Annotated in this window: 16 protein-coding genes and 1 tRNA gene; 8 read left to right on the top strand and 9 right to left on the bottom strand. The window is 67.7% G+C overall.

Going from position 1 to position 16,388, the window contains the following annotated elements; all coding sequences use genetic code 11:
- Position 1 precedes the first annotated feature (1 nt).
- Positions 2–544 carry an NUDIX hydrolase gene (locus M2271_RS10685; RefSeq protein WP_280886889.1) on the top strand — a complete coding sequence of 181 codons (543 nt, stop codon included), beginning with the start codon at positions 2–4 and terminating at the stop codon, positions 542–544.
- A gap of 111 nt (positions 545–655) precedes the next feature.
- Here M2271_RS10685 and M2271_RS10680 read toward each other — a convergent pair whose 3' ends face one another.
- Positions 656–1,168, bottom strand: a complete 513-nt coding sequence (locus tag M2271_RS10680; RefSeq protein ID WP_280886888.1) for a hypothetical protein — start codon at positions 1,166–1,168, stop codon at positions 656–658.
- 435 nt (positions 1,169–1,603) lie between these two features.
- Between M2271_RS10680 and M2271_RS10675 the strand changes: the two genes are divergently transcribed.
- Together M2271_RS10675 and M2271_RS10670 are read left to right on the top strand one after the other, a co-directional pair.
- Complete coding sequence (locus M2271_RS10675) at positions 1,604–2,020, top strand: hypothetical protein (protein ID WP_280886887.1); 417 nt, start codon at positions 1,604–1,606, stop codon at positions 2,018–2,020.
- A gap of 69 nt (positions 2,021–2,089) precedes the next feature.
- Entirely contained in the window at positions 2,090–2,860 is a 771-nt protein-coding gene (locus M2271_RS10670) for a hypothetical protein (protein WP_280886886.1), read from the top strand.
- A gap of 377 nt (positions 2,861–3,237) precedes the next feature.
- Here the strand turns inward: M2271_RS10670 and M2271_RS10665 are convergent, their stop codons facing one another.
- The 3 genes from M2271_RS10665 to M2271_RS10655 form a co-directional block, all read right to left on the bottom strand.
- Positions 3,238–3,648, bottom strand: coding sequence for a hypothetical protein (locus M2271_RS10665; protein ID WP_280886885.1), 411 nt, complete (start codon positions 3,646–3,648; stop codon positions 3,238–3,240).
- Between the two features lie 116 nt (positions 3,649–3,764).
- Positions 3,765–4,094: a hypothetical protein gene (locus M2271_RS10660; RefSeq protein WP_280886884.1), complete on the bottom strand. Its 330-nt coding sequence runs from the start codon at positions 4,092–4,094 to the stop codon at positions 3,765–3,767.
- 207 nt (positions 4,095–4,301) lie between these two features.
- A complete protein-coding gene (locus tag M2271_RS10655) occupies positions 4,302–5,432 on the bottom strand; it encodes a ParB/RepB/Spo0J family partition protein (protein ID WP_280886883.1) in 1,131 nt (376 codons plus the stop codon).
- Positions 5,433–6,336: 904 nt separating this feature from the next.
- On the opposite strand from M2271_RS10655, the gene M2271_RS10650 reads away from it, so the two are divergent.
- The 4 genes from M2271_RS10650 (at position 6,337) to M2271_RS10635 (ending at position 9,814) form a co-directional block, all read left to right on the top strand.
- Entirely contained in the window at positions 6,337–6,813 is a 477-nt protein-coding gene (locus M2271_RS10650) for an XRE family transcriptional regulator (protein ID WP_280886882.1), read from the top strand.
- A gap of 65 nt (positions 6,814–6,878) precedes the next feature.
- Positions 6,879–7,424: an ImmA/IrrE family metallo-endopeptidase gene (locus M2271_RS10645; RefSeq protein WP_280886881.1), complete on the top strand. Its 546-nt coding sequence runs from the start codon at positions 6,879–6,881 to the stop codon at positions 7,422–7,424.
- Between the two features lie 6 nt (positions 7,425–7,430).
- A complete protein-coding gene (locus tag M2271_RS10640) occupies positions 7,431–8,624 on the top strand; it encodes an MAB_1171c family putative transporter (RefSeq protein ID WP_280886880.1) in 1,194 nt (397 codons plus the stop codon).
- A complete protein-coding gene (locus tag M2271_RS10635; protein ID WP_280886879.1) occupies positions 8,621–9,814 on the top strand; it encodes a cytochrome P450 in 1,194 nt (397 codons plus the stop codon). Before M2271_RS10640 ends, M2271_RS10635 begins: the two co-directional genes overlap by 4 nt.
- A gap of 10 nt (positions 9,815–9,824) precedes the next feature.
- On the opposite strand, the gene M2271_RS10630 is transcribed toward M2271_RS10635, so the two are convergent.
- A complete protein-coding gene (locus M2271_RS10630; RefSeq protein ID WP_280886878.1) occupies positions 9,825–10,733 on the bottom strand; it encodes a recombinase family protein in 909 nt (302 codons plus the stop codon).
- Between the two features lie 151 nt (positions 10,734–10,884).
- On the bottom strand, positions 10,885–11,088 hold the full coding sequence (locus tag M2271_RS10625; RefSeq protein ID WP_280886877.1) for a helix-turn-helix domain-containing protein: 204 nt from the start codon (positions 11,086–11,088) through the stop codon (positions 10,885–10,887).
- Between the two features lie 197 nt (positions 11,089–11,285).
- Between M2271_RS10625 and M2271_RS10620 the strand changes: the two genes are divergently transcribed.
- Positions 11,286–12,806 (top strand): site-specific integrase, encoded by a 1,521-nt coding sequence (locus tag M2271_RS10620; protein WP_280886876.1) that lies wholly within the window; start codon positions 11,286–11,288, stop codon positions 12,804–12,806.
- Between the two features lie 157 nt (positions 12,807–12,963).
- Here the strand turns inward: M2271_RS10620 and M2271_RS10615 are convergent.
- From M2271_RS10615 to M2271_RS10605, 3 genes are all read right to left on the bottom strand, one after another.
- A tRNA-Thr gene (locus tag M2271_RS10615) sits at positions 12,964–13,040 on the bottom strand.
- 137 nt (positions 13,041–13,177) lie between these two features.
- Positions 13,178–14,833 carry an alpha/beta hydrolase gene (locus M2271_RS10610; protein WP_280886875.1) on the bottom strand — a complete coding sequence of 552 codons (1,656 nt, stop codon included), beginning with the start codon at positions 14,831–14,833 and terminating at the stop codon, positions 13,178–13,180.
- A 78-nt stretch (positions 14,834–14,911) separates the two neighbouring features.
- On the bottom strand, positions 14,912–16,117 hold the full coding sequence (locus M2271_RS10605) for a DNA polymerase III subunit delta' (RefSeq protein WP_280886874.1): 1,206 nt from the start codon (positions 16,115–16,117) through the stop codon (positions 14,912–14,914).
- Positions 16,118–16,388 lie beyond the last annotated feature (271 nt).

Genomic DNA, 16,388 nt, shown 5'->3' with positions numbered 1-16,388 from the left:
CATGGGTTGGACACGGACATCGACCAAACTCCTCCACGAGGGTCCCTTCCTGTCCCTCTTCAGCGATGCAGTCATACGGCCCGACGGCAGTACCGGCGCGTACGAGTACGTGAGCGTCGACGACGCGGTCCGGATCGTGGCGCTCGACGAGCAGGACCATGTCGTTCTCGTCGAGGACGACTTCTGCCTTCAGGAGCGGCGCCTCCTTCACCTGCCCGGTGGCGGCTGCGGCGGCCAGGATCCGCTCGCCGCGGCAGCACGGGAGTTGGAAGAAGAGACGGGCCTTGTCGCCGACGCACTCCGCCCGCTGACCGTCATCGATCCGCTGCCCTCGGCCACAGCCGCGCGCACGCACCTCTTCCTCGCCACCGACCTGCGGCCCGGCACGTTGCACCGAGACGACACCGAGGCCGGGATGACGCTGCACTGGCGGACGTTCCAGGATGCCGTTGAGGCAGTCCGTGCCGGCACCATTACCGAAGCCGGGAGCGTCTGCGCCCTGCTCCTGGCGGAGCACGCTCACCGCCCCCAGCCGCGTGGGTGATCCATCGTCACGTCCGCCCGATCGCAACCCTCTACGCCCGCAGGACGCCCGTCCGTCCCTGAACGTCGCGCGGGAGGCGGCGATGCCAAACCCGCCGCGTTCATGAGGTGCTCACGCGGCACACCACGCCGCGGGGACGTCGTGCCCGGTGTACTGGGTCAGTTGGGCCTTGAGCTCGGTCAGCGCCACGAGGGCCCGCCGCGTCCTGGCACAGGCCACCTCATACCGCGGCCAGGCGGACAGTACCGAGGGATTGGGCCATACCCGGTCCGTCGCCGCCGTCGGCTCGTCCCGCCCGGGCGGAGCATGCTGGGCGCAGAAGCCCACCCAGCTCTCACGGAGCAGGGAAAGACCCGCAGCCGCCTCCCCTGCCGCGATGGCAGCCGTGTGCAAGGGATGCTCGGGTCCGAGCGCGGTGAACAGATCCTCGACGACCTGGTACACCTCGCCGCTGTGCTCGACGGCCTCCCCAACGATCAGCTCCAGGCCGTACTCCCTGTCACTGTACGCCCATACCAGCGGGGCCAAGTCGGCGAGCGCGAGCTGTGCTGCGCGAGCCGCGACCTGCTGCGCGGGCTCGCCCATGCCGGCATTCACCCGCTTCTTTCGGCGTAGCCAAGCCACGTCAGCCCGCTCCTCTCACCGTGTCCGGCTCCTCGGCCTCACTGTGCCAGTACCTGACCACCCACGGCCAGCCGGCAGAGCCCGCTGACGGTGAGCCTGCTGCGCGGTCCCCGCGTACGCTCCCGCCGGCATCACCCCAACCGCACACCGGAGTTGGCGGAAGCCTCCGGCGAAGACGGAATGACCATGACCGTTCCAGGAGGCGCGACGGGAATGTTCATCACCCAGGGGTGGGTGTAGACGCACACCGAGCGGTACGTTGCCAGAACCGGCCGACCATCCGTACACCGACCGCCGGCCGTGGGCAGAGGCGGTGCTGGCCTGGTCCCGAGCGAACGAGCAGCACCTCGGGCTGAGCCTGAAAAGCGCCGACCGCTCGATGACGACGACATCAAGCACGTTCCCGCCGCCATCGCCGAGACCCTGCGCCTGAACATGACCCGCCACGACCGGACTCCAGGGGACCTGCCCCTCGACAACACCCTCCAGGGAGTCTGGTACTGGGTCCGCGGCAGGAACTATCTGGCACCGGGAACATCCGGCTGGCCCGGGCCCACCGGCCCGTACGCCGACCAGTGGCGGGCGGCATTCCCGCCCAGCAACCCCGAACGAGCGGAGCGGCTGGCCGCAGGCGCGAACGACGTGCTGCACGGGCTGCTGTTCCACACGGCCAAAGACCCGCAGCGCAAAGGCGCCGCCGACCACCGCTTGCACACTTACAACATCGACTACGTCGCCCTTGCCGACACCGCGCCCACCCTCGGCATCACAGCGCCGGTCGCGGTCAAGGACCCGCTCGCCTACCAAGGCAGCGAGGGCGTGGCATCTGTCTCTGCGTCAACGGCAGCCTGACACGTAGGAGTTCGGCGACTCAGCGACATTCCGCGCTTGCGACATCGTCCGATGAGACAGACTGCAGCCATGGCTTTTGACCCGTATGCCGTACTGCCCCAATTCGCCGACCAGTACCGGGCCACTCATGGCGGAAGCGCCCCCTACAGCGACGCATGGCCATGGGCAGAAGCAGTCGTCCGCTGGCACCAGGACCAAGACCCCCCGGTGCTGGCCGACCGCGCCTTCCTGCTCGGAGACGATCCGCAAGCCCGCGACCACCTGGTGGCCGCGATCGCGGAGTCCCTCCGGATCGCGATGGGATGGACCGGCGCCGCGATCGGCGACCTGGACCTGGACCGGCTCGGGTCCGAGCTGCGTAACTGGACCGAGGACGAAGACGAGGACGGGGCCAGGCTCACGCCCGGCGGCGCCGGGTGGCCGGCCCCCACCGGACCGTACGCCGACCGCTGGCACGCCCTGATGCGCGTGATCGGCAGCGACCCGGAGCAGTGGGCCCGGGTACGCCGCTCGGTGTACCGCGCGTTCACCAGCCTGTTGTGCCACGCACTCCAGGCGCCTCACCTCGCCGACGGCTCGTACACCGCGGTGCAGGACTACCGGCTGCGGCGGGCCCCGGGGCGCCGAGGCAACTACCGGTCCCTTGCCGAAGTCGCTCCTTCTCTGGGTATGTCGCCCATCCCCGTCCGCGATCCCCCGCTGGTACGAGGGATACAGCCTCGACACGACAGCCGAGGCCAGCTGATCGGTCTGGTCGGCGAGCAGCTGGCACACAGCATCGACGCCGCTCCGGAAGCCGGGCTTCCGGCGACCCTTCGGTCGCCACTTGGTTGTGGCTGACGCGTCTGTGGCCGGCACCTGTGCCCAACGACGTCGACGGTCTTCCACTGCTGCGCGCCCGTCGCCGTGACGGCATGATCCAGGGCATCGCGCGCGGGAACCCTGGCGCCGCCGTCGATCTCCTGTCCGGGTGGCCGCCGACGCCGTCGCTACCTCTATGGCTGCCGCGTAGTCGTCCGGTTGCCCGGCCGCGTCGAAGCCATAGCGTGTAGAGCCAGGAAGAGTGCTCTCGCTGTTTCTGTAGCCCTGACGCGTGGCGAAGAAGTACGGCAGGGCCCGGCCGGGCGGATACTCGGCCGAGCCCTGCAATGGATCCAAGCAAGAAGAACATCAGTTTGAAGTATGTGACCTATCTTGCCGGGTCGGCTTTGCCCCCGTCACATCAGTGTGCCTTGCTCATATTGGTCGTCCACGGGGGACAGTTCGCGCACGGCATCGCCGGTGGCCTCCTTCCACCAGGCGGCGAAGATCCTCCGGTGACACCACTGCCGAGGGGCGGACAGGTCCTCGAAGCAGAGTAGAACCAGACGGTGATCGTTCTCTGCCTCCGCGATCTGCCGCAGCCGCGCCGCGATCCGCTCGGGCCCGAGCCGGTCGAGGTCGGCCCGGTACGCCGTAGTGAAATCGGGCTCGGGCACGGAGAGGTAGTCGCGACGCGGCGCAAGCTCCCGCACCGAGTGGGTGAGGGAGTAGGGGAGCTTGAAGCGGACACCGCCCAGGGTGATCCGTACCGGCACCCCCTGCGGGGGCTGGAACGCCTGAAACCGGCTGGTAAACAGGGTTAGCACTCAACTGTTCCTTTCGTGCTGCTCAGCGGCCGGGCGCGCTCGTCAGCGCCGGCGGCCAGTAATTCCACCCAGGCCCACGGAGGGGGGCGGACTCCCGCACCCCCTCCGACTCCGACCTAGCCTTCCTGCTTGTACGGGGAGATGAAGGAGGTCGGGGCCGCGTACTGGATGACGATGTCGAATTCCGCCCGGCCGCCTTCAAGGTCGGCCGCGAGACGGAGGACCCTGTTGGTCTCGTTGGAGAACTGAGAGGCCGTGGTCTCCTCCAGGCCAGCGAAGACTTCCGAGGTCGGGCCCGGTACGAGCTCCCTCGACTCTGCAAGGAGGAAGGAGAGGTACGCCGCCACGTCACGGATCGCTGGGCTGGCCGACTTGCTCCCCCAGTCCACGTACTCCGACCTGACCTGATGGAGACCAACAGAATCCAGTTTCACGTCTTCCGCCATTTTCCCAGTCCAATCTTGTGAGGTTTTCCCTTTCCTGTGCTTACATCTTATTAGAATTAGCGAGCCAGGTACATATTCACTCTGAATTAGTTTCTCTGAATTCTGCAATTCCGGCGCCCATTGCGCAGCGGGCGCGGCCCGGAACCCCCAGGTGCGCCCGCTGCGCAATGAGGAGTGGGGCGCGGTCTCCGCCGCGCCCCCTCCGTCCTACTTCGCCGCTTCGGCCTTCTTGGCGGGCGCCCGCCGCGCCGGGGCCTTGGTGGTGGCCGTCGTGCGCGCTGCGGGCTTCGCGGGCGCCTTTTTGGCGGCGGGCCGCGGCTTGGCCGCCGCCTTCGCCTCGCCCCTATCGGTGACCTGCGGCTCGGCGGGCTTTTCGGCCGTCTCGGGCTTGGCCTCCTCGTCCGCCTTCTTCGCTGCGGCCTCCTGCTGGACCTCAACGGCCGCCTTGTTGAACTCGGCCTCCATGGCCCGCTGAATGCCCTGCGCCTTGCTCAAGATGTTCTTCACCATCTGGACCTTGGCGTGCAGGCGGGTAACAACCCGCAGGTGGCGGGCGAGGTCGTCACCGAGGATGACGGCCAGGTCCTCGGGCTTCTTCTCGGCCAGGCCCTCCAGCAGCGGGATCAGGACCTCTTCCGCCTTGCCGAGGCCGTCCTTCGCCTTAGCCTTGGCCGCCTTGTGCTTCTTCGCCTCCTCCTCCGTCGGCGGCTGCTCGTTGGTGAGGGAGGTCTGCTGCTCCATCATCTTCAGGCCGTTGGCGAAGTGCTGGGCCTCGGCTTCGGTGTCGAAGTCGCCGCGCACGTACCGCATGGCCGCCACCATCTGGTTGGCCGGGTTGAGTTGGGCGATGTGCCAGGCCAGGTTGTTCTTAATCTGACCCTTGTCGACCATCTCGGCGACCTCGGGCCGCAGAGTGAGCAGGCCCAGGCGCCAGGTGATGTGGGTCTCCGTCTTGCCGAACTGCTTGGCGATCTTGGCCGGAGTCCAGCCCGCCGCCTTGAGGTCGGCGTACGCGCCAGCCTCCTCCATGATCGTCATGTCCGAGCGGTTGACGTTCTCAGCGATGCTGAGGACGTACGCCTTTTCCTCACTGGCGCCCTCGATGACCTTGGCAGGGATGACCTCCAGGCCGGCCGCCTGGCAGGACCTCCACCGGCGCTCGCCCGCGATCAGCATGTAGGGGACTTCGGCCCCCTCGACCGGACGGACGACGACCGGCTGGAGGAGGCCGTTCTCCTTGATGCTGGCCGTCAGCTCCTCCTGCTGCGCCTCATCGAAGAACTTGCGAGGCTGCTCCGGGTTCGGGGCGATCTCGGAGACCTTGAGGTTAGCGAACATTTTCCCGCGCCTTTCAAATTCCCAGGGAGGCCATCCTTTTTGGCTTTCCCTTTTTCCTTACACTTATATCTTAATCGCATACACCTCTAATACAAGTGGGAATTCTTTTTAATTTCAGGAATTCAATTCTGTATTCCTGAACTCAATTCATTCCCTTCGCGCCAGGTACGCCCGAGTGGTCGCGCGGGCCTCAATGCCGCGCCGCGGCGCCCGGAAACGGGAGAGCCCGCCGCGGCCTGTATGACCGCGGCGGGCTCCGCTCCCATCCGCTCACCCTGAGGCCGCACCGACGCGGCCGCTCCTCGCGGGTGGGGCGCGGGGGGTCGGCCACCCGCGAGGAGCAGGGAAGGGCGCCGCCCACGCGGCACCGCCGGGCCGGATCCTGCAACTACTACACCCGGCCGACGACCCCGAAGGTACAGCAACTCTTGAAACATGTCACCTATCTCTTCGCGTTCGAGAAGCACCCGGCTCTCCCTCGGGAGAGGCCAACCCCGGCCTCAGGAACGCAAGCACCTCCACAACCGCCCGCGCCTCCCGGAATGCCGAGGCGCCAGGCGTCCCCCGTCGGATCACATTGGGCGCTTCGCTCGCGAGGCGGCGCACCTGCCCCTCGTCAGGCCCCCCCTCCTCCGCCAAACCGTCGAGGGCCGAGATCTTCACCACCCCCTCACCGCATCCACCTCGGCGGCCCGCCTCCTCGCATGTCAACTGGTCAGTAGCTTCCGCTTGATGGCGCACGCCGACTCTTCACCCTCCAGACAACCGACCCGATCCGATGCCACGCCCCATTCCAGACCCGACACCACCGAACTTCGGTCCACTCCAAGCACCAGGGTTGCAGTTTATTGCATGAAGATTGCATGATACTGCATGACCCTGAATATGCCTGAGAGGAGGACCCGTGAACCAAGATCGCTCCGCCGATGAACGCGATCAATCGCTGGATGAAGTAGTCCGCGCTTCCAAGCAGGCAGTCGCCGAGCGGCTACGGCACATCCGTCAGCATCACCCTGAGGGACCGTTCACCCTTGCCACGCTGGCCGATCGGACCCATGTCTCGGCGCGCACCCTCGCCCAGGCCGAGTCCGCCGAAGGTGCCAACGTGACGCTTGAGACGCTCGCGAAAGTCGCCCACAGTCTCGGCATCAGGCGCATCGCGTACTTCCTTGACGAAGCTGTCTTCCAGCAAGTCAATGCGGAACTGGACATGCTGACTCAGATGCGGGAGCAAGGAGTCGAGGGTGTCGTAGCGCGTAGAGCCGCCCCCACCGGCCTGCCCCCTGCTTCTGTAGAGCAGCTGGCCCGGCTGCTCCACGGAATCGTCGCGAACGCAGAGCAGGCCCGCACTGCATTGCAGGAGCTGCCGCCCGCGCAGTAACCACACCCCCCACGCACGAGAGAGTAACGGTCAGCGGCACGATGTCCCCACGATTAAGCCGAAACATGCCAACCGACCAGCACCACAGCGCCTTCAGACACCGTTGCGTCGAGCGAGTCCGCGCTCTCGGCCTGGCCGACGAGGAACAGCTCACTGTCCCCGCTCTGTGTGAGCGGCTCAGCGGGCTGCGTGGCCGCCCCCTTCACGTCGTGGCTATAGGCCTTCCGCTCGGAAGCCCCGACGGGTTGCTCATCGAGATGCAGGACCAGGACTTCATCGTCTACGAGGCGCGCTTGGCCCCCGTTCATCAACAGCAGGTTGTCCTGCACGAGATCGGCCACCTCATCTGTGACCACCCCACCCTTGCCACCCATTCGCCGCTGGTGGCCGAGCTGTTCACACCCTCTCTGGACCCCGGGCTCGTGAACCGGGTCCTGGGCCGCGACCACACTCACACCGAGGAGGAACGGGAAGCGGAGTACATCGGCTCCCTCCTCGGGCAGCGGATCTGCAGTTGGAGCACCGACAAGACGCGCCCCGTCCCACCGGGTGCACAAGATCTCGTCGTACGCCTGTCCGCCCTGGAGTCCCGCCGTCTCGCATGGGTCTGAGCAACGATGAACAGCATCCTGTATTCCGTTTGCGCTGCCGTGAATGCCGCAGCGTTCTTCTACAAGCTCCGCGTCCTGCGCATCGACCGGTCACCGGCCCAGTGGGCGCTGTGCGGGAACTTCCTCACACCCGCCGTGCTCTTCACGGTGTCCATTCCGGCCGTGTGGATGGCCACCAGCGACCTCGTCGGCGTCGTGAACTTCTCAGGCATTTTCACCCAAAGCCTCGCCACACTTCTAGCGGTGTTCCAGCAGATCGTCCTGCTGCATCTCACATACGAGCGAGAGGTGGCATGGCGCAAGGCACGGCCCCGGCTCATCGGTATCGGCGTCGTGCTGATCGTGATGATCACCCTCTTCATCAGTGCCACCCACGCCCACGAGTCTCCCGTCGACTTCGCTGTGGAAACCGCTCAGGACTCCCCGGCCTACCTGTCGATCTACGTCGCGGCCTACGTCTTCAATCAGATCGACGTTTGTCGTCTGTGCTGGCAACACGCCCTCATATCGCCCAGGCCATGGCTGCGCCGAGGTCTTCGACTGGCCGCCCTGAACCTGCCGGCCGCCCTGGTTTACGGGGCATGTCGCACCGCTGACATCGTTGCCGGGCTGTTCGGGATCACAGGGCACGCCTGGGAGCCTCTCGTACCGTTCGCCCTATTGACCGCCACCGTCTGCACGACCCTCGGCTGGACGCTGCCGGACTGGGGGCCCTACCTCACCGCAACGAAGCATTGGGCCTACCGCTTTTACCTCCGCAGACGCCTCACTCCACTTCACCAGCAGATCACGATGCATGTACCTGATCCCGTTCTTGAGCTGGCCCGGGGTGACGATCTGCGCACTCAGCTGTATCGCATGGTTGTCGAGATACGAGACGCCCAATGGGCTCTGCGTCTATGGATGACGCCGGACGAGGAGTCAGCAACCCGGCGCGAGGGCGAGGCTCTCGGGCTGCACGGCGATGGTCTCCTCGCATTCATCGAAGCCAGACAGATCCAATCTGCCATGCACGCGAAGGCTCGTGGCATCGGACCCCTGGACCGCTCGATCACGCCACGGCTCGCCGAGCCGCCGGACCTGGCAGCGGAACTATCCTTCCAGCGCAAGATCGCCCACCACTTCCGTCAACTCCCTGCCGTCACGGCGGCCGGAGGGACAACACCGTCCGCAGCTCCACAGGAAGGGAACCGAATATGACGACCGTGAGCAGCACCCTGCCATGCCCCTTCGACACCGAGTTCTTCACAGACCCGTACGCCGCTTACGCACGGCTGCGCGCCGAGGCAGCCGTCCACCACCTCAACGCTCCCGACGGTGAGCCCATCTGGCTCGTCACACGGGAACGGGACGTACGCGCCGCGCTGAGCGACCCGCGGCTGTCCGTGAACAAGGCCCACTCGACGAAGGGGTACAAAGGCTTCTCCCTTCCGCCGGCCTTGGACGCCAACCTCCTCAACGTGGACCACGACGACCACCTGAGACTGCGCCGGCTCGTGTCCCAGGCGTTCACCGCCCGCCACATCGCCAAGCTCCGCACCACGATTGAGGCAACCACCCACCAGCTGGCGGACTCCATCGCGGCAGACGGCATCACCGACCTGGCCGTGGCCTACGCCTATCCCCTGCCGGTCACGGTGATCGGGGACCTGTTCGCCGTCCCCGAGACGGACAGACTCGCCTTCGCCTCCTGGGTCACCGCCATGCTCGCCCCCGACCATCCAGGCCAGGTCGGCGAAGCCATCGGCCACATCCAGGCCTTCCTCACCAGCCTGGTCGCCGACCGCCGCCACGCTCCCGGGAGCGATCTCCTGTCGTCCCTGATCGCCGCACGGGACGAGGGCGACCGGCTGAGCGAGGACGAACTCGTCTCGCTCGCCTTCCTCATCCTGATGGCCGGAAGCGAGAACGTTCAGCACCTGATCACCAGCGGCATGCTCACCCTGCTCCAGCATCCGCAACAACTGGACGAACTGCGCGCCAGCCCCGCCCTGCTCCCGGACGCCGTGGAGGAACTGCTTCGGTACGCACACCCCAACCAGATGGCCATCCGGCGTTTCCCGATGGAGGACATCCTGATCGCCGACGTCGTCATCCCCCGGGGAGAAGCCGTCATGCTGTGCCTGGCCTCCGCAAACCGAGACCCCGACCGCTACTCGGACGCGGACCGCTTCGACATCCACCGCAAGGACAAGAGCCACCTCGCCCTCGGGCAGGGGCTCCACTACTGCCTCGGCGCCGCCCTGGGCCGCATGGAGATCCACGCGGCTCTGGCCACCCTGCTGCGCCGATTCCCACGGCTGCGTCTGGCCGTCCCCTCGCACGAGCTGCGGTGGCGCTCCTCGTGGCGGTCTCACGCACTGCGAGAACTGCCCGTCACCGCGAACTGACCGATCGCGGCTACGACTCCGGCCCGGCGTCCCACTGACGCCAGACCAATGCGACCCGGTCCGCGTCCACGGTGCGCGAGCCCCTGGACGCGGCCGGGTACACGGCGATCTGCTCCAGCATCAGCACCACGACACCCTGCTTGGCCACCATCGGCGCGTGTTTCCACCACCGCAGCAGATCCGGCACATCCCCCACGGGCACGTGCTTGACCCGTTCAAGGAACCGCGCCCGCGCCCTGTGCGCGTTTGCCTGCGCCGACAGCTCCTTGTCGGCAGCCTTGAACGCCTGGAGCGACATCCCTGAGGAACGGGCGTAGTCCTCGCCCAGCTGCTTCTGGCGACGCTTGGCGGCATCCGCCTGCTTGCGCAGCTCGGCCGCCTCCGCCAGCAACTGGTCGCGCGCCTGCTCGATGAGCGCACTCACCTCGGGCTTAGCCAGCTCAGCCAGCACATGCTCGGCGACATACGTTTCCAGGAGATCTGCGTTGATCCGTACGCGCCCACAGCCGCCGGGGTGCTGCGCGGTGCTCGGCTTGCAGCGGTGGCCACGGCTGCCTGCGTTGGAAGGAGCAGCGCCAAGGGGATGGGCACACAGCCCGCACACCACGTGCTCACCGCTCAGCAGGTACTCCCGCTGTGGTGCCCGGTCTGCCTCAGGTTGATGCTTGCGCCGCATCTTGCGAATCTTCCGGAACTGCTCGGGCGTGATCACCTCCGGCCCCCCGGAGGGCAGCAGGTTGCCCTCCTCGTCCTCGTAGAGTCCGGCGATGGCTGGGTGATCCAAGACCGAGGCCAGAGCACCAGGCCGCCACTCATTTCCCAGGGTCGTGCGGTGCCCCTCCCCGTTCATCCAGGTGATGATTTGCTCGTAGGGCTGGCCGGTCTCACGCCGGTTTGCGGCCTCTTGCAGGGGCGGCACCTCGTCATCCTTCGGCCTTCTGCACGCGGCATCCGCGAACCCATACAACCTTGGCACAGAATCTCCCCAGCCTTCTCCGACCCCGATTCACCTCTCATGCTAGCGAAGATAGGTCACACTGCTGCAAAGCATGCGGAGATTCGACGAAGAGCTACGCGAAACCGCCATCCACACCAAGAACCTTCCAAAGCTCCGCTGTCGGCACCCGGGTCTTCCCACCCAGCGCGAGGGTCCGGACCGGAAAGCTCTCAGTACGGATCAGCTCGTACGCCTTGTCCCGGCTGATGCCCAATGCCCGCGCGGCAGTTGTCACGTTGACGGTCGCCGGAAGGGCCAACAGCTCCTCAAGCCCCATCACTCCGGACGGTGCCTGTACGTCGGCTCCCTGAGCAGTCATCTCGTTGGTCGCAATCTCCCCCGCGCCAACGTGCAGGTGACTTTACCTCAGTGTCCGACAGCCCCCACAAGATCGAGATGAGTCTTGCACCACCCCGCAAGACCACGACAGAACCATCCGCACGAAGGCTGCCAGCCAGCCCCCAGGGGAGACCCGTGTTCAAGGACAAGACTTACAAGCGATGCGCGTGCAAGGGGCCGCTCACCGACAAGAAGGGCAAGCAGATCCTCAACGAGGACGGCACCCCGAAGATCGGCTACCTGGAAAAACGATGCCCCATGCTCAAGCGGCGCGACCACGGCTCCTGGTACTACTCCATCGAGATCCCCGCCGGCCCCGGTGGCAAGCGCCGTCATCCCAAGAAGGGCGGGTTCAAGACCCAGGAGCAAGCCGCCGCGGCAGCAGCCAAGGTCTACCGGGACGCACAGGCCGGAGTCGACGTCCTGTCCGACGAGACCGTCGGCGAGTACCTACGCCACTGGCTCGACAACCAGCACGACCTCAAAGCAACCACCCGCAACGGATACGAGGACTACCTGCGCCTCTTCTTCACGCCGTACCTCGGGCACATCAAGCTCCGCGAGCTGCGCCCGCGCCACATCGAGGAGATGTTCGCCGCCATCCAAGCCGAGAACCAGGTGAAGGCCAAGAACCGAGAGAAGGCCCAGTTGGCCCGCGAGGCCGAGAAGAACGCACACGTCGCCTGGCGCGACGCCACCGCCCCGCGTGACCCGCAGCTCCGAAAGACCTGGACCGAAGCCAAGGAAGCCCTGAAGGCCGCCAACGCTCTCCCCCGCCGGGACACTGGCCCCGCGACGCAGCACCGCATCAAGATGGCCCTCAGCTCCGCCCTCGAAGACGCCCGTAAGCGCCGCATGATCACCGACAACTGGGCGGCCATGACCCAGACTCCCCGCATCCGCAAGCCCAAGGCACTGGAGTGGACGCCTGCCCGCGTCGAAGCCTGGCGCACGACCGGTAAGAAGCCCTCACCCGTCATGGTCTGGACACCCCAGCAGACCGGCACATTCCTCGACTCTGTTGTCTACGACCGGCTCTACCCCCTATGGGTCGTCATCGCCTTCCTCGGCCTGCGTCGCGGCGAAGCGTGCGCACTGTCCTGGTCCGAGGTCGACCTGGACGCAGGCGTCATCCACATCACCGAGGAGATCGTCACCATCGCCTACGAGCCGCACGAAGACACCCCCAAGTCGGACAACATCCGCGACATCGCCCTGGACGAGGACACGATTGCTCTTCTGCGCTGGTGGCGCGAACGCCAGCAGGACGAGAAGGAGCAGTGGCTCGAAGCCACTGGCGAACGGAACGACACGGGCCGCGTGTTCACCCTTGAGGACGGCACGGAGTACCACCCTCAGTACTTCTCCGACCGCTTCGAGCGCCTCTACAAGAAGGCCGACGTGCCGCCGATCCGGCTGCACGACCTGCGCCACGGATCTGCGACGCTCGCCCTGCGCGCAGGTGTGGCCATGGTCGCCGTACAACGCAGGCTCGGGCACTCCTCGATCCGCGTCACCTCGGACATCTACACGACTGTGCTCGCCGAGGTCGAGCGCGAAGCAGCAGAAGCGACCGTCTCCGTTGTGCCGCGCTCCCGTAAGCGCGTCATTCCGCAGCCCAAGGGCGAGGCCGAGGCGCAGGTAGAGCAGACCTGAGGAGAAGGGCGAGCAGGCCCCGGGCGACGCCCCGGATGTTCCCACCGAGGACGCTGCCTGACGGCATGTTCCCAGGTCGTTCCCATCCGCTCACGCAGAAGGCTCCCGCGATCTTCGCGGGAGCCTTCTGTTCGAACTGTTTTCCCTGGTCAGAGGGTGGAGCCGCCTTCGGGATTCGAACCCGAGACCTACGCATTACGAGTGCGTTGCTCTGGCCATCTGAGCTAAGGCGGCGCGCTGTCCGCACCATGGTGCGATCAGCAACGCCGGTAAGTCTACACAGTTTCCGGGGGTGCTCCGTACCGCCCCGAGGTGGGGGCGCCGGGGCCGGTGGGGGCCGCTGGAGGGGCTGGCGGGGCCGCTCGCGGTGGCTATGAGCAGCGCTTTCCGTCCGTGGGAGGGGTGCCGCGGAGCAGGTAGGCGTTGATCGTGGAGTCGATGCAGGCGCTGCCGCGGCCGTAGGCGGTGTGGCCGTCGCCCTCGTAGGTCAGGAGGCGGGCCGAGGAGAGCTGGGCGGCCAGGGCGCGGGCCCAGCGGTACGGGGTCGCCGGGTCGCGGGTGGTGCCGACCACAACGATCGGGGCGGCGCCCTTCGCCTCGATGCGGTGCGGTTCACCGGTGGCCCGAACCGGCCAGTACGCGCAGTTCAGGGAGGCCCAGGCGAGGCCCTCGCCGAAGACCGGGGACGCCTTCTCGAAGGCGGGGAGCGACTTCGCGACCTCCTCGGGGGTGTCGAAGGCCGCCGGGAGGTCGAGGCAGTTCACGGCGGCGTTGGCGAACATCAGGTTCGCGTAGCTGCCGTCGGTGTCCCGCTCGTAGTAGCTGTCGGAGAGGGCCAGCAGACCGGCGCCGTCGTTCTCCTTCATCGCCGAGGTCAGCGCCTCACGCAGCTGTGCCCAGGCCCCCTCGTCGTACATCGCCGCGATCACGCCGGTGGTGGCGAGGGACTCGCCGAGGCGGCGGCCGTCCGGGTCGCCGGCGGGGGTCGGACGGGAGTCCAGCTTCTCGAAGAATGCCTTGAGGTTCCGGCCGACCTGGGTGGTCGTGGTGCCCTTCCTGCCGAGCGGGCAGTCCGGCTGCCGCACGCAGTCCTTGGCGAACGACTGGAACGCTGTTTCGAAGCCTGCGGTCTGGTCGAGGTTCATCCGCCGGGCGGGCAGCGAGGGGTCCATCGCGCCGTCCAGGACCAGTCGGCCCGTCCGCTTCGGGAAGAGGCCCGCGTACGTCGCCCCGAGGAACGTCCCGTACGACGCCCCCACGTAGTTCAGTTTCGGGTCGCCCAGTGCCGCCCGCACGATGTCCATGTCCCGGGCCGCCTCGACGGTGGACACGTGCCGCAGCAGCTTCGGCGCGTCCGCCCCGCAGCCCTCGGCGAACTTCTTGTACGCGTCGACGAGTCCGGTGGTCTCCCGCCCGTCGTCGGGCGTGATATCCGTCTGTGTGTACGTGTCCATGTCCCGTCCGCTGAGGCATTCCACGGGCTCGCTGCGGGCGACCCCGCGCGGATCCACCGCGACCATGTCGTAGCGGGCGCGGACCTGCGCCGGGTAGCCGATTCCGGCGTACGCCTGGAGGTAGCCGATCGCGGAGCCGCCCGGCCCGCCCGGGTTGACGAGCAGCGAACCCAGGCGCTTGCCCCGCCCCGTGGCCTTCTTGCGGGCGACCGCGAGCCGGACGTCGCCGCTGGCCGGCCTCGCGTAGTCGAGCGGAGCCTTCAGGGTGGCGCACTCGAAGCCGGGGGCTCCGCACGAGTGCCAGTGCGGCCTCTGCCCGTAGTACGACGCGAGGGCGGTGGGCGTGGCCCGCGGCAGCGCGGCGAGCGCCGCCTCGGCAACCGTGCCGGCGGATGTCGTCGCGCTTCCCGAGGAGCAGGCAGTGAGGAGCAGCACGGTGGCGGCGAGGAGGGCGCCGCCGGTACGGGCTCTGCGCGCGCGGGCGGAGGCGCCGTCTCCTCGGGGGCTCGGGCCGCCGCCCTGGCCGGTCCGGTCTGCTGTCGTGCTGGGGCGTGAGCTGCGCCTGATGTACATCGACCGAGCGTAACTCTGAGCAGCGACTCGAACGCGTTCCGTGCCCGGCTTGCCTCGGACGAGTGACGTGGTCAACCGTCAGCCCGCTCTGAGCGCCATCGTCAGCGCCTCCACCGCCAGGAGCGGAGCCACATTGCGGTCGAGGGCCTCGCGACACGCACCGATCGCCTCGATGCGGCGGAGCGTGGACTCCGGGGAGCCGGCGCGGGCTAGTCGCTCCAGGGTGTCCTCGGCGTCCGCGTTGGCGATCGCCACCCTGGAGCCGAGCTGGAGGGCCAGGACGTCGCGGTAGAAGGCGGTGAGGTCGGTGAGTGCGAGGTCGAGGCTGTCGCGCTGCGTGCGGGTCCTGCGGCGCTTCTGCATGTCCTCCAGGTCCTTCATCACGCCCGCGGTGCCACGCGGCATCCGGCCGCCCTGGGATGCGCCCATCGCGGCCCTCAGCTCTTCGGTCTCCTTGCCGTCCATGTCCTCGGCGAGCTGCTTGGCGTCCTCCGCCGCAGCGTCGACGAGTTCCTGGGCCGCCCTGAGACACCCCCCGATGTCGTCGACGCGGAGCGGCAGCTTGAGCACGGAGGCCCGGCGCTCCCGCGCGGCCGGGTCCGTGGCCAGGCGGCGAGCCCGGTCGACATGGCCCTGGGTGGCACGGGCGGCGGCCATCGCGGCGGCCGGTTCGACGCCCTCACGGCGTACGAGCATGTCGGCGACGGCGTCAACCGAGGGCGTGCTCAGATTCAGGTGGCGGCAGCGGGAGCGGATGGTCGGCAGGACGTCCTCGATGGAGGGGGCGCACAGCAGCCACACCGTACGAGGGGCGGGCTCCTCCACCGCCTTGAGGACCGCGTTGGCCGACTTCTCGTTCAGTCGCTCGGCATCCTCGACGAGGATGACCTGCCAGCGGCCGGTGGCCGGAGAGGTGAACGACTTGCGGACGGTGTCCCGCATGTCGTCGGCCAGGATCTGCGTGCCGACGGCGGCGACGGTGGTGACGTCGGCGTGGGTGCCGATGAGCGCCGTATGGCAGCCGTCGCAGAAGCCGCAGCCGGGGGATCCGCCGAGAGCGCGGTCGGGGCTGACGCACTGCAGCGCGGCGGCGAAGGCCCGGGCCGCCTGGTTCCGCCCCGCACCGGGCGGTCCCGTGAACAGCCAGGCGTGCGTCATCTTCGACGCCTCGGGCGGCGGCGTGTCCGCTGCGGCCGCGGTGACCAGGGCGTCGGCATCCCGGGCAGCGGCAGCGAGCTGCTCGCTCACCTTCTCCTGGCCGACCAGGTCGTCCCAGACGGACATGCGTCACCCCGCGCTTTCGTCACGTTTCGTGTTGCGGGATCCATTGTGGCGGCCGGCACTGACAACGAGGCCCCCGCTGCCGACAGACGGCCCCCAGCAGCGGGCAACGGATCCGCACGGGCGGCTACGGGCCGCCTCGTACCGTATGGAGTCCCCCTCATGTGCCGCCGAGGGTGGGGTGCGGTGCGGTGGCCGCAGCGGTCACCCAACCCCGCAGGCAAGCCGGAATCAGCCCGAGCACCCCGCAGGCGAGCCCGCCCCGCCCCCGAAC

It is taken from the genome of Streptomyces sp. LBL (assembly GCF_029893585.1).
Taxonomy (GTDB): Bacteria; Actinomycetota; Actinomycetes; order Streptomycetales; family Streptomycetaceae; genus Streptomyces.
This window is presented reverse-complemented; position numbering and strand designations above follow the sequence as displayed.

Excerpts from the sequence above, each read along its gene's own strand:
- M2271_RS10685 (WP_280886889.1), top strand. The coding sequence starts at position 2 with ATGGGTTGGACACGGACATCGACCAAACTCCTCCACGAGGGTCCCTTC.
- M2271_RS10675 (WP_280886887.1), top strand. The coding sequence starts at position 1,604 with ATGACCCGCCACGACCGGACTCCAGGGGACCTGCCCCTCGACAACACC.
- M2271_RS10670 (WP_280886886.1), top strand. The coding sequence starts at position 2,090 with ATGGCTTTTGACCCGTATGCCGTACTGCCCCAATTCGCCGACCAGTAC.
- M2271_RS10660 (WP_280886884.1), bottom strand. The coding sequence starts at position 4,094 with ATGGCGGAAGACGTGAAACTGGATTCTGTTGGTCTCCATCAGGTCAGG.
- M2271_RS10655 (WP_280886883.1), bottom strand. The coding sequence starts at position 5,432 with ATGTTCGCTAACCTCAAGGTCTCCGAGATCGCCCCGAACCCGGAGCAG.
- M2271_RS10645 (WP_280886881.1), top strand. The coding sequence starts at position 6,879 with ATGCCAACCGACCAGCACCACAGCGCCTTCAGACACCGTTGCGTCGAG.
- M2271_RS10640 (WP_280886880.1), top strand. The coding sequence starts at position 7,431 with ATGAACAGCATCCTGTATTCCGTTTGCGCTGCCGTGAATGCCGCAGCG.
- M2271_RS10635 (WP_280886879.1), top strand. The coding sequence starts at position 8,621 with ATGACGACCGTGAGCAGCACCCTGCCATGCCCCTTCGACACCGAGTTC.
- M2271_RS10625 (WP_280886877.1), bottom strand. The coding sequence starts at position 11,088 with ATGGGGCTTGAGGAGCTGTTGGCCCTTCCGGCGACCGTCAACGTGACA.
- M2271_RS10610 (WP_280886875.1), bottom strand. The coding sequence starts at position 14,833 with ATGTACATCAGGCGCAGCTCACGCCCCAGCACGACAGCAGACCGGACC.
- M2271_RS10605 (WP_280886874.1), bottom strand. The coding sequence starts at position 16,117 with ATGTCCGTCTGGGACGACCTGGTCGGCCAGGAGAAGGTGAGCGAGCAG.